The sequence below is a fragment of the Methylobacterium sp. WL103 genome (assembly GCF_008039885.1).
Lineage (GTDB): Bacteria > Pseudomonadota > Alphaproteobacteria > Rhizobiales > Beijerinckiaceae > Methylobacterium > Methylobacterium cerastii.
The window spans coordinates 1-11,591 of sequence record NZ_VRUX01000084.1; the positions used below are offsets into that span (position 1 = coordinate 1).

An 11,591-nucleotide genomic window follows, 5' to 3' on the forward strand; every position below is an offset into this window, starting at 1 on the left:
CCGCAGGTCCAGGCTCCGATGCCGCCGGCCCCGCGGGTCCATGCTCCGGTCGCCCCGACCTACCGCCCGGCGCAGGGCAACCTCGACGCGCAAGGCCGCATGGCGCCCCAGCCGCGGATGATGGACGACGACCAGCTCGAGATCCCGGCCTTCCTGCGCCGCCAGGCCAACTGATCCGGCGATCCCCGAAGCCCCGCGGGCCAACGCCCGCGGACCTCGTCGCGCGACGCGATTTCCGCCCCGGCACCCGTGCCGGGGCGTTTTGCGTTGCAACATGGAGTGGCCTATTTTCCGGGCGCCGCCGGTGATTTTCGTCGCAAAACCGCTCGGCGCGGCCCCGTCCCGGCGTTCGGGCGGGGGGCGTGGTGCGCGCAGGACACAGCGCGAGCGCTTGGTTGTAGGCGTGTTAACCATTCCTTAACACGTTGAACCGGAACGATATTCCGGAGATCGCGGCGCGAGCGTGTCTGTAACACAGCGTAAGAAAGCGTGATTTGGCCGGGCTGTGCGCCGCAGCTATAAAAATCTCGAACGAACGAATAGCGGCGCGGTTTTCGGACCGACGCCGCACGCAGGGGCTTCAAGCAGCGGACGGATCGGAAGGCGTTGTCACAACGCGATACGCGCGGTGGCGTGGCCGGATCGCGGCCGAGGGCTAAGGAATGCGGACGAACCAACAAACAACACTCAAGGGCGCGGCCGTGCTGAGCGGCATCGGCGTCCATTCCGGAAACCCGGTTGCGATCACGCTGCGCCCGGCTTCCGCGAACCACGGTATCGCTTTCCTCCGCACCGGAATGGCCTCCGGCAACGACCGACTCATCAGGGCCCACCACGCCTGCGTCTCCGCGACCGAGCTTTGCACCGTGATCGGCGACGTCGATTCCGGGGCGGTCGCCACGATCGAGCACCTGATGTCCGCCTTCTACGGATTGGGCGTCGACAACGCGCTCGTCGAGATCGACGGGCCCGAGATGCCGATCCTCGACGGCAGCGCGCTTCCTTTCGTCAAGGCGATCGACGCCGTCGGCATCGCCCAGACCGGCACCGCCCGCCGCTGGATCAAGGTCCTCCGCCACGTCCGCATCGAGGCCGGCGCCGCCTTCGCCGAGCTCCGCCCGATCGACCGGGGCTTCCGCCTCGACGTCGAGATCGATTTCGAAAGCCCGGTGATCGGCCGCTCGCGCAAGGCGATGGACCTCACCGCCGCCGCCTACCGCCGCGAGATCGCGCCCGCCCGCACCTTCGGCATGATGAAGGACGTGGAGCGCTACTGGAAGGCGGGCTTCGCCCTCGGCGCGTCCCTCGAGAACACCGTCGCCGTCGGCGAGACCGACGTGGTCAACCCCGAGGGCCTGCGCTTCGCCGACGAGTTCGTCCGTCACAAGTTCCTCGACGCCGTCGGCGACCTGGCGCTCGCCGGGCTGCCGCTCCAGGGGGCCTACCGCTCCTATTGCGGTGGCCACCGCATGAACGTCGGCATCCTCGAAGCCCTCTTCGCCGAGCGCGCGAACTACGCGATCGTCGAGGCGCAGGGGACCCGCCGCGAGACCGCGCTCGCCGAATTCGGCGCCGGGCTCGGCATCGCCGCCTTCGCCGGCGACCTCTGAGAGACCCTTCCGGCCTGCCGCCTCCGGGCGATGTGGCCTGCAAGACACAGCCGCCCGCCGATCCGCGCGGGCGCGGAACCGCCGCTTTCATGCCCGAATCTGCCGCCACGGTGAATCGTCCGTGAAGTGCGCGGCAGTCCGGGATGCGGTGGCCGCCCGGACCCGGTAGAGTGCCGGCGCCGACATGAACCCATGATGGCTCAACGGCGCTCCGAAGCGAGGACGCGCCCGTTCGGGGGAAGAACCGCCAATGCCTGTGACCCTTCGGACCCGCGGAGCGGCGGCGGCCGTGCTCATCACCGCCTTCGGCCTCGGTCTCGGCGGTTGCGACGCCCTCGACCCGACCAACCTGTTCGCCGAGAAGTACAAGCCCGAGGTCGTGCAGGACACGCCGGCCGACAAACTCTACAGCGAGGGCTTGGCGAAGATCGAGGACAGCGACTACGAGGGCGCGGTCAAGAAGTTCGATTCGCTCGACAAGCAGTACGCCTATTCCGACTGGTCGCGCCGCGCGCTGCTGATGACGGCCTACGCGAACTACGAGGGCCAGAAGTACGACGACGCGATCACCGCCTCGAAGCGCTACCTGCAGCGGCATCCGGCGAGCAAGGACGCGGCCTACGCCCAGTACTTGATGGCGATGTCGCAGTACAAGCAGATCCCCGACGTCACCCGCGACCAGGACCGGTCCGAGAAGGCGCTCGTCGCGCTGCAGGAGCTCGTCCAGAAGTATCCGACCTCGGAATACTCCACCGACGCCAAGGCCAAGATCCAGATCACCCGCGACCAGCTCGCCGGCAAGGAGATGGAGGTCGGGCGCTACTACCTCGAGCGCCGCAACTTCCCCGCCGCGATCAACCGCTTCCGCGACGTGGTCAGCAAGTATCAGACGACCCGCCACGCCGAGGAGGCGCTGGAGCGGCTGACCGAGGCGTACATGGCGCTCGGCATCGTCGCCGAGGCGCAGAACTCGGCCGCCGTGCTCGGGCACAACTTCCCCGACAGCCCCTGGTACAAGGACGCGCACGCCCTCCTGCAGAACGGCGGCCTCGAGCCGCGCGAGGAGAAGGGCTCGTTCCTCAGCAAGATCTACACCTCGGTGATGGGCCGGACCGCGGCCGCCCAGTAGGCCGCCCGCGCATCACGACGGGACGCGAAAGCGCGGGCGGGGCTTCGGCTCCGCCCGTTTCGCATTTCGGGGGTGCGATCGGCCCGGCATCGGCCTACATGACGGCTTCGTATTTCCCGTAAAGTTTGGGGCACCCGTCCGGATCGACGGACGGGGAGCCGGAGGCACGAAGGCGCGGCATGCTGGTGCAGCTCGCGATCCGCGACATCGTCCTGATCGACAAGCTCGACCTGAACTTCGCCAGCGGGCTCAGCGTGCTCACCGGCGAGACCGGCGCGGGCAAGTCGATCCTTCTCGACGCGTTCAGCCTGGCGCTGGGCGGGCGCGGCGACGGCTCCCTCGTGCGCCACGGCGAGGCGCAGGGCGGCATCACCGCGGTGTTCGACGTCGGCCTCGACCACCCAGCCCGGCGGATCGCCGCGGAATCCGAGATCGACACCGAGGGCGACCTGATCCTGCGGCGCACGCAGATGGCCGACGGGCGCACCCGTGCCTTCGTGAACGACCAGCCCGTCGGCGTGCAGGTCCTGCGCGCGATCGGCGCGGCCCTGGTCGAGATCCATGGCCAGCATGACGACCGGGCGCTCGCCGACGTCACCACCCACCGCGCCATCCTCGACGCCTTCGGAGGCCTGAGCGGCCCGCTCGACGCGGTGGCGAAGGCGGCCAAGACGGTGAAGACCGCCCGCACGACGCTCGCCGAGCACCGCGCCCGGGTCGAGACCGCCCGCCGCGAAGCCGACTTCCTGCGTCACGCGGTCGAGGAGCTGGCGGCCCTCGATCCGAAGCCAGGCGAGGAGGCGACGCTGGCCGAGCGCCGCACGGTGATGCAGCAGAGCGAGAAGGTCGCGCGCGAGCTGAACGACGCTTTGGCCGCCGTCGGCGGCTCGCATTCGAGCGTGCCACAGCTCTCCTCTGCCATCCGCAAGCTCGAGCGCCGCGCCGCGCAGCTGCCGGCGCTGGTCGAGCCCTGCGTCGCGGCGCTCGACGCCGCCCTCGTCGCCCTCGACGAAGCCCGCGCCGTCCTCGACGCCGCGGTGTCCGAGGCCGAGTTCGATCCGCGCGAGCTGGAGCGCGTCGAGGAGCGCCTGTTCGCCCTGCGCGCGGCATCCCGCAAGTACGACGTCGCCGCCGACGACCTCGCGGCTCTGCGCGAGCGCTACGAGGCGGACGTGGCGGCGATCGATGCCGGCGAAGAGGCGTTGGCCGGCCTCGAGGCGACGCTGGCCACGGCCGAATCGGCCTACGCCAAGGCCTCGGAAAAGCTCAGCGCCGGACGCCGCCGGGCGGCCAAGGCGCTCGACGCGGCGGTGCAGGCCGAGCTGCCGCCGCTCAAGCTCGAGCGCGCGCGCTTCATCACCGAGATCGTCACCGATCCCGAATCGCGCGACCCCGCCGGGATCGACCGCGTCGCGTTCTGGGCGCAGACCAACCCCGGCACCAAGGCCGGCCCGATGATGAAGGTGGCCTCGGGCGGCGAGCTGTCCCGCTTCATGCTCGCCCTGAAGGTGGTGCTCGCCGACAAGGGCTCGGCGCCGACGCTGATCTTCGACGAGATCGACACCGGCGTCGGCGGCGCGGTGGCCGACGCGATCGGCGCGCGGCTCTCGCGCCTGTCCCGGGACGTGCAGGTCGTGGCGGTGACCCACGCGCCCCAGGTCGCGGCGCGCGCCGTCACGCACTTCCTCATCGCCAAGGATGCGGTGAAGGGCGCCGGCCGCGTCGCCACCCGCGTCGCCTCGCTCCCCGTCGCCGCGCGGCGCGAGGAGATCGCCCGCATGCTCGCGGGTGCCACCGTCACCGACGAGGCCCGCGCCGCGGCGGCCCGCCTGCTCGAAGGCGCGGCCGTCTAGGGCGACGCTCCGACCATCCCCGCAAACCGTCGGTTAAGGTTAACACCTTCTTAACCATCGGGACCGACACTGATGCGATCCGGTGGCGACAGCGATTCGCGTACGCCGGCAACGTCCTACTTCGGGGGGGACCATGCATCAGGCCGCAGCCAAGTTCGAAGTCCTCCCGTCGCGCGAGGGCCTCGCGTCGCATCGCGGCGCTGCCAGCGTCGACACCCACCATCTTGGTCAGACCCTGCGCACCGTCTACGAGGGCAGCGTCGACAAGCAGCCGATCCCGGACTCCCAGGTCGACCTGCTGCTGCGCCTGCGCCAGAAAGAACGCGACCTGCGCCGCAGCGCCTGAAGCGGGCAGGGGGCAAAGCCCGGGCCGCAAGGCGACCGGCGCAACCTTTCTGGCTCATCGCAGCGAGCCGTAAGGACGCCTCAAGCCACCTACCAGCGCTTTGCGCCCGGGCGCCGCTGATACTCGGCGGCGCGGATGCGCGTCAGCAAGCGGTCCAGGCTCATCAGCATCGAAGCCTCGTCGGCTCGGGCGCGCTCGGCCTCGCCGGGCTCGGTACTGAAGTTCTGCCGCGCCTTCGCCAGGGCCAAGTCGCGCTCCAAGGCCTCGCGCTCGGCGTGGAGGGCCTGGAAGGTGCCGTCGTCGGGACGCGGCGCACGCGTCGGCGCCGCAGGCGAATCGTGGGGCACGGGAACGTCTTTCCGACCGGGCGAGCCGCGGCGGAATGCCGACGACCGAGCCCGGATCGAACGGAGAACGCGCGAACCCGGCAAAGCGTGCCATCGCCAAGCGATCCCGAACAAATCCCAAGCTGATTTCGCGGCGATCCCGGTCGCCGCGGCGCCGAAGCCGCCCGTGTCATGCGGCTGTCATCTGCGTGTCCTAACCGCGGCGGTGTCGAGCCAGGCGGCTGCGGCCGCCGGACTGCCGGACGGCCGGCGCGATTCCGCACCTGCGGATCCGCGCCCCTCGGACGCGCTCGACGGATGACGGAGATCGATGTGAAACCCTTCACCTACGCGCTCGCCCTCGGCCTCGCGACGGCCCAGCTCGCCTTCCCGGCGCTCGCCGCCGACATCACCGGCGCCGGTGCGACCTTCCCGTTCCCGGTCTATTCCAAGTGGGCGGAAGCCTACCGCAAGGACACCGGCACCGGCCTGAACTACCAGTCGATCGGCTCGGGCGGCGGCATCAAGCAGATCCAGGCCAAGACGGTCGACTTCGGCGCCACCGACGCGCCGCTGAAAGGTCCGGCCCTGGAGAAGGACGGCCTCGTCCAGTTCCCGACCGTGATGGGCGGTGTCGTCGCCGTCGTGAACATCCCAGGCATCGAGCCGGGCAAGCTCAAGCTCACCGGCGACGTGATCGCCGACATCTACGCCAACAAGATCACCAAGTGGTCCGACCCGAAGATCGCGGCGCTGAACGACGGGCTGAAGCTGCCCGACGCCAACATCACCCCGGTCTACCGCTCGGACGCGTCGGGCACGACGAACATCTTCACCACCTACCTCAGCCAGGTCTCGGAGGGCTGGAAGAAGGAGTTCGGCGCCGCCACCACCGTGAGCTGGCCCGCCGGCCAAGGCGGCAAGGGCAACGAGGGCGTCACCGCCACCGTCAAGCAGGTCCCGAACGCCATCGGCTACGTCGAGTCGGCCTACGCCAAGCAGAACAAGCTCAGCTACGCGCTGATCCGCAACAAGGCCGGCAAGTTCCCGCAGCCGGACGACAAGGCGTTCCAGGCCGCCGCCGCCAGCGCCGACTGGAAGAGCCAGCCCGGCTTCGGCATCACGCTCACCGACCAGGCGGGCGAGGATGCGTGGCCGATCACGGCCGCGACCTTCATCCTCGTCCACAAGGAGGCCGCCGACCCGGCGAAGTCCGCCGACGTGCTGAAGTTCTTCGACTGGGCCTACAAGAACGGCGACAAGCTCGCCTCCGACCTCGACTACGTTCCGCTGCCGGACGCCGTCGTCGGCCTGATCCACGAGGAGTGGAAGCAGGTGAAGGGCAAGGACGGGAAGCCCGTCCTCGGCATGTGAGGCCGACGGCGCGGGGCGGACTCCACCGCGCGCCTCGATCGTCGACTCGTCGGGGGGGGGGCCCCGGCCCCCCCGGGGCGCCCCCCCCCCCCCCCCCCCCCGGGGCCCCCCCCCCCGGGACCACCACACCCCCAGCCCCCCCCCGACTCCCGAGCGGACCGGCTTCCTCCCATCCGGTCTCACTCGCATCCGGTCTCGCCCTCGCGCCCGGCCGCACGGCGCGCTACCACCCCAGACGGTGAAAAGAACCGCGGATGACCGCCTTGACCGAACAGATCGCCCTGACGCGCGCCGGCACGAGCACGCGCTCGCGAAAGGGGCCGAGCAAGGGCCTCGACGCCCTGTTCCGCGCCGCCTCCTACGGTTCGGCCCTGCTGGTGCTGGTGGTGCTCGCCGGCATCCTCGGGTCGATCCTCTACGGCGGCTGGCCCGCCTTCCGCGAGTTCGGCTTCGGCTTCCTCACCTCCAGCGCCTGGAACATCGGCACGGAGCAGTACGGCGCCCTCGTCGCCGTCACCGGAACCCTCGCCTCGGCGCTGCTGGCCCTGGTGATCGGCGTGCCGATCTCGCTCGGCATCGCGATCTACCTGACGCAGCTCTGCCCCGGCTGGGCGCGCAAGCCCGTCGGCATGACGATCGAGCTGCTCGCCGCGGTGCCGAGCATCATCTACGGCATGTGGGGCCTGTTCATCTTCGCCCCGTTCTTCGCCCGCTTCGTGCAGATGCCGGTCTCGAACGTCGTCGAGGGCCTGCCGATCGTCGGGACGCTGCTCTACGCCCGCGTGCCCTCGGGCGTCGGCGTGCTCACCGCCGGCATCATTCTGGCGATCATGATCGTGCCGTTCGTGGCCTCGATCGCCCGCGACATGCTCGACCAGATCCCGACGATCCTGCGCGAGAGCGCCTACGGCATCGGCTGCACCACCTGGGAGGTGGTCCGCCACGTCCTGCTGCCGCAGGCCTCCGTCTCGATCATCGGCGCGATCATGCTCGGCCTCGGCCGCGCGCTCGGCGAGACCATGGCGGTGACCTTCGTGGTCGGCAACGCCAACCGGCTCTCGGCCTCGGTGTTCGACCCCGGCTCGACCATCGCCTCGCGGATCGCCAACGAGTTCAACGAGGCCGACGGCCTGCAGCTGAACTCGCTGATGGCTTTGGGCTGCATCCTGTTCGCGATCACCTTCGTCGTCCTGATTATCGCCCGCTTCCTGACGCGCCGCGTCAAGGTCGCCTGAGGGAGCCCGTCGTGGACGCCAACAACACGATCCGTCCCGCGCCGGCCCTCAAGCCGACCCGCATCCGCGGCAGCCGCCGGGTCGCCGACCGCACCCTGCGCCTCGCCTGCCTCCTTGCCACCGTGCTCGGCGCTGTCGTCCTCGGCTCGATCCTCCTGATGCTGATCATCGAGGGCGCGCGCGGGTTCTCGCCGCTGCTGTTCACCCAGCCGACGCCCGGCCCGGGCTCGGAAGGCGGCGGCATCGCCAACGCCATCCTCGGCAGCCTGGTGCTCACCGGCATCGGCATCCTCGTCGCCACGCCGATCGGCCTGATGGCCGGCACCTACCTCGCCGAGTACGGCCGCGGCTCGAAGCTCGCCGAGGTGATCCGCTTCCTCAACGACATCCTGCTCTCCGCGCCCTCGATCCTGATCGGCCTGTTCGTCTACACCCTGATGGTGCGGCCGATGGGGAGCTATTCGGGCTGGGCCGGCGGCGTGGCGCTGGCGATCATCGCGACGCCGGTGATCGTGCGCACCACCGAGGACATGTTGCGCCTCGTCCCCGGGACGCTGCGCGAGGCCGGCGTGGCGCTCGGCGCCCCGATGTCGACGGTGATCCGCAGCGTGACGTGGCGGGCGGCGTCTGCCGGCATCGTCACCGGCATCATCCTGGCGCTCGCCCGCATCGCCGGCGAGACCGCGCCGCTGCTGTTCACAGCGCTCAACAACAACTCTTGGTTCAGCCGCGACCTGATGGGCGGCGTCGCGAACCTGCCGGTGATGATCTACCAGTTCGCGCTCTCGCCCTATCCGAACTGGCAGCAGCTCGCCTGGGCCGGCGCGCTCCTGATCACCATGACGATCCTGCTGCTCTCGGTCGTCGCCCGCTTCGTCATCAAGCCGCAGACCGCGCGCTGATGTCCATGGGGACCCTGAACCCGCCGCCGGCACCCACGAGGAACACGACGATGAACGCCGCCCCCGCGATCAGCGCTTCCCAGTTCGACGGCCGGAACCCGGCCGACGAGCACGCGCCCATCCGCATCGCCGCCAGGGAGCTGAACTTCTATTACGGGCAGTTCCATAGCCTGAAGAACATCAACCTCGACTTCCACGACCGCCAGGTCACCGCCCTGATCGGCCCGTCCGGCTGCGGGAAGTCGACCCTGCTGCGCACCTTCAACCGGATCTACAGCCTCTACCCGGAGCAGCGCGCCGAGGGCCAGGTGCTGCTCGACGGCCAGAACGTGCTCGACGCCAACGTCGACCTGAACGAGCTGCGCTCGCGCATCGGCATGGTGTTCCAGAAGCCGACGCCGTTCCCGATGTCGATCTACGACAACGTCGCCTTCGGCCTGCGCCTCTACGAGAAGCTGCCGAAATCCGAGCTCGACGGCCGCGTCGAGTCGGCCCTGCGCAAGGCCGCCCTGTGGGACGAGGTGAAGGACAAGCTCAAGCAGTCCGGCATGGGCCTCTCCGGCGGCCAGCAGCAGCGCCTGTGCATCGCCCGCACGGTGGCCCAGAGCCCCGAGGTGATCTTGTTCGACGAGCCGACCTCGGCCCTCGACCCGATCTCGACCGGGCGCATCGAGGAGCTGATCGAGCAGCTGCGCAGCGAGTTCACGATCGTCATCGTGACCCACAACATGCAGCAGGCCGCGCGCATCTCGCAGTTCACCGCCTTCATGTATCTCGGCGAGGTCATCGAGGTCGGTCCGACCAACCGCATCTTCATGAACCCGACCGTGCGTCAGACCCAGGACTACATCACCGGCCGCTTCGGCTGAGCCGCATACGGATCGATCGAGGACCAAGCCCATGCCCGGCCACATCGTCACGTCCTACGACACCGACCTCGAGGACCTGCGCCGCTCGATCTCCGAGATGGGCGGCGTCGCCGAGAAGATGATGACCGAGGCGACCGACGCCCTCGTTCGCCGCGACACCCAGCTCGCCCAGGCTGTGATCCTCGCCGACAAGCGCCTCGACACCCTCCAGCGTGAGATCGAGGAGCGCTCGGTGCTGCTCATCGCCCGGCGCCAGCCGATGGCGATCGACCTGCGCGAGACGATCTCGGCGATCCGCGTCTCGGGCGACCTCGAGCGCATCGGCGACCTCGCCAAGAACATCGCCAAGCGCGTCGTCGCGATCAGCGACCAGGCCCAGGCGCAGAAGATCGTGCTCGGCGTGCAGCACATGAGCGACCTGGTGCAGGAGCAGCTCAAGGACGTGCTCGACGCCTATGCCAGCCGCGACATCTCGGCTGCCCACAACGTCTGGGAGCGGGACGGCGAGATCGACGCGCTCTACAACTCGCTGTTCCGCGAGTTGTTGACGTACATGATGGAAGATCCGCGCAACATCTCGTTCTGCACGCACCTGCTGTTCTGCGCCAAGAACGTCGAGCGCATCGGCGACCACACCACCAACATCGCCGAGACGATCCACTATCTCGCCACCGGCGAGAACCTCGCCGGCGACCGCCCGAAGAACGACGCGTCGAACTACGCGACGGTGACGCCCGGCGCCTGAGACGCCTGTCGGCGTCTCACGGCGGCCAAGGAAGTCGGGCGGCCCGCCCGGGAGTGCCCTGCATGCGTACGCGGATCCTGATCGTCGAGGACGAGGAGGCGCTCACCACCCTCCTGCGCTACAACCTCGAAGCCGAGGGCTTCGAGGTCGATTCCGCCGCCCGCGGCGACGAGGCCGAGTTGCGCCTGCAGGAGCAGGTGCCGGACCTGATCCTGCTCGACTGGATGCTGCCCGGCCTCTCGGGAATCGAGCTGTGCCGCCGGGTGCGGGCGCGGCGCGAGACGGCGTCCCTGCCGGTCATCATGCTGACGGCGCGCGGCGAGGAGGGCGACCGCATCCGCGGCCTCGGGACCGGGGCCGACGACTACATCGTCAAACCGTTCTCCGTGCCGGAGCTCCTGGCCCGGGTCCGCGCGCTGCTGCGCCGGGCCAAGCCGACCCATGTCGCGAACCTCCTGGAGGCCGGCGACATCGAGCTCGACCGCGACAGCCACCGCCTGCGCCGGGCGGGCAGCGAGATCCATCTCGGGCCGACCGAGTTCAAGCTGCTCGAATTCCTGATGCAGAGCCCCGGCCGGGTCTATTCCCGCGAGCAGCTCCTCGACGGCGTCTGGGGCCACGACGTCTACATCGACGAACGCACCGTCGACGTGCATGTCGGCCGCCTGCGCAAGGCCCTGAACCGCACCGGCGAAACCGACCCGATCCGCACCGTCCGCGGCTCGGGCTACGCCTTCGACGAGACGTTTTCGGGCGAAGATTAGGGCACCTTCGTTCCCGCGCCGTCGAGCCCCGCGCTGCGGCCCGTCGCCGTCACGGCGTCCAGCGCGCTCAGCATCGTGCCCTCGGTGAGGATCTGCGGCAGCACCGTCGGCTCGCCTGGCCCTGCGTAGAGCAGGTAGAGCGGCACGCCGCTGCGGCCGTGGCGCTCGAGCAGGCGGGTGATCTCCGGATTCTGGTTGGTCCAGTCGCCCTTGAGGTAGGTGACGTCGCGGGCGCGCATCGCTGCGCCGACCGCCGCCGTCCCGAGCGAGGTGCGCTCGTTGACCTGGCAGGTGATGCACCACGCCGCGGTCATGTTGACGAAGACCGGCCGGCCGCCGGCCAGCAGCGCGTCGAGGCGCGCCTGCGTGAACGGCTCGACGCCCTCGGCCCTGGCCTGGGCGCCCGGCGCGATCCGGTCGCGGTCGAGGGTGAGGGCG

At 69.9% G+C, this 11,591-nt stretch carries 13 protein-coding genes; 11 read left to right on the forward strand and 2 right to left on the reverse strand.

The window, feature by feature from the left end:
- From FV222_RS07985 to FV222_RS08005, 5 genes are all read left to right on the forward strand, one after another.
- Positions 1-174, forward strand: a 174-nt coding sequence (locus FV222_RS07985; RefSeq protein ID WP_147813766.1) for a hypothetical protein, incomplete at its 5' end; no start/stop codon positions are given.
- Positions 175-662: 488 nt separating this feature from the next.
- The gene (gene lpxC / locus FV222_RS07990) at positions 663-1,610 is read left to right on the forward strand and encodes a UDP-3-O-acyl-N-acetylglucosamine deacetylase (RefSeq protein WP_147813768.1); all 948 of its coding nucleotides are present in this window, start codon (positions 663-665) and stop codon (positions 1,608-1,610) included.
- A 250-nt stretch (positions 1,611-1,860) separates the two neighbouring features.
- Complete coding sequence (locus FV222_RS07995; RefSeq protein WP_147752459.1) at positions 1,861-2,739, forward strand: outer membrane protein assembly factor BamD; 879 nt, start codon at positions 1,861-1,863, stop codon at positions 2,737-2,739.
- 179 nt (positions 2,740-2,918) lie between these two features.
- On the forward strand, positions 2,919-4,592 hold the full coding sequence (gene recN / locus FV222_RS08000; protein WP_147752458.1) for a DNA repair protein RecN: 1,674 nt from the start codon (positions 2,919-2,921) through the stop codon (positions 4,590-4,592).
- Between the two features lie 133 nt (positions 4,593-4,725).
- Positions 4,726-4,938 (forward strand): hypothetical protein, encoded by a 213-nt coding sequence (locus tag FV222_RS08005; RefSeq protein WP_147752457.1) that lies wholly within the window; start codon positions 4,726-4,728, stop codon positions 4,936-4,938.
- Positions 4,939-5,027: 89 nt separating this feature from the next.
- Here the strand turns inward: FV222_RS08005 and FV222_RS08010 are convergent, their stop codons facing one another.
- Positions 5,028-5,285, reverse strand: a complete 258-nt coding sequence (locus tag FV222_RS08010) for a hypothetical protein (RefSeq protein WP_147763955.1) — start codon at positions 5,283-5,285, stop codon at positions 5,028-5,030.
- A 312-nt stretch (positions 5,286-5,597) separates the two neighbouring features.
- On the opposite strand from FV222_RS08010, the gene pstS reads away from it, so the two are divergent.
- The 6 genes from pstS to phoB all read left to right on the forward strand — a co-directional run bounded on the left by pstS (position 5,598) and on the right by phoB (position 11,153).
- Entirely contained in the window at positions 5,598-6,638 is a 1,041-nt protein-coding gene (gene pstS / locus FV222_RS08015) for a phosphate ABC transporter substrate-binding protein PstS (protein ID WP_147752463.1), read from the forward strand.
- Between the two features lie 254 nt (positions 6,639-6,892).
- Positions 6,893-7,873, forward strand: coding sequence for a phosphate ABC transporter permease subunit PstC (gene pstC / locus FV222_RS08025; RefSeq protein ID WP_147763956.1), 981 nt, complete (start codon positions 6,893-6,895; stop codon positions 7,871-7,873).
- Between the two features lie 11 nt (positions 7,874-7,884).
- Complete coding sequence (gene pstA, locus FV222_RS08030) at positions 7,885-8,775, forward strand: phosphate ABC transporter permease PstA (protein WP_147752454.1); 891 nt, start codon at positions 7,885-7,887, stop codon at positions 8,773-8,775.
- A gap of 50 nt (positions 8,776-8,825) precedes the next feature.
- The gene (pstB, locus tag FV222_RS08035) at positions 8,826-9,644 is read left to right on the forward strand and encodes a phosphate ABC transporter ATP-binding protein PstB (protein WP_147752453.1); all 819 of its coding nucleotides are present in this window, start codon (positions 8,826-8,828) and stop codon (positions 9,642-9,644) included.
- Positions 9,645-9,675: 31 nt separating this feature from the next.
- Positions 9,676-10,389 carry a phosphate signaling complex protein PhoU gene (gene phoU / locus FV222_RS08040; protein ID WP_147763957.1) on the forward strand — a complete coding sequence of 238 codons (714 nt, stop codon included), beginning with the start codon at positions 9,676-9,678 and terminating at the stop codon, positions 10,387-10,389.
- 62 nt (positions 10,390-10,451) lie between these two features.
- Complete coding sequence (gene phoB, locus FV222_RS08045; RefSeq protein ID WP_147752451.1) at positions 10,452-11,153, forward strand: phosphate regulon transcriptional regulator PhoB; 702 nt, start codon at positions 10,452-10,454, stop codon at positions 11,151-11,153.
- On the opposite strand, the gene FV222_RS08050 is transcribed toward phoB, so the two are convergent.
- A partial coding sequence (locus tag FV222_RS08050; RefSeq protein WP_187277259.1) for a thioredoxin family protein occupies positions 11,150-11,591 on the reverse strand: 442 nt, incomplete at its 5' end. The two genes, phoB and FV222_RS08050, sit on opposite strands and share 4 nt — an antisense overlap.

What these genes read in the sequence shown, in the direction of transcription:
- lpxC (WP_147813768.1), top strand. Translation starts at nt 663, where the DNA reads ATGCGGACGAACCAACAAACAACACTCAAGGGCGCGGCCGTGCTGAGC.
- FV222_RS07995 (WP_147752459.1), top strand. Translation starts at nt 1,861, where the DNA reads ATGCCTGTGACCCTTCGGACCCGCGGAGCGGCGGCGGCCGTGCTCATC.
- recN (WP_147752458.1), top strand. Translation starts at nt 2,919, where the DNA reads ATGCTGGTGCAGCTCGCGATCCGCGACATCGTCCTGATCGACAAGCTC.
- FV222_RS08005 (WP_147752457.1), top strand. Translation starts at nt 4,726, where the DNA reads ATGCATCAGGCCGCAGCCAAGTTCGAAGTCCTCCCGTCGCGCGAGGGC.
- pstC (WP_147763956.1), top strand. Translation starts at nt 6,893, where the DNA reads ATGACCGCCTTGACCGAACAGATCGCCCTGACGCGCGCCGGCACGAGC.
- pstB (WP_147752453.1), top strand. Translation starts at nt 8,826, where the DNA reads ATGAACGCCGCCCCCGCGATCAGCGCTTCCCAGTTCGACGGCCGGAAC.
- phoU (WP_147763957.1), top strand. Translation starts at nt 9,676, where the DNA reads ATGCCCGGCCACATCGTCACGTCCTACGACACCGACCTCGAGGACCTG.
- phoB (WP_147752451.1), top strand. Translation starts at nt 10,452, where the DNA reads ATGCGTACGCGGATCCTGATCGTCGAGGACGAGGAGGCGCTCACCACC.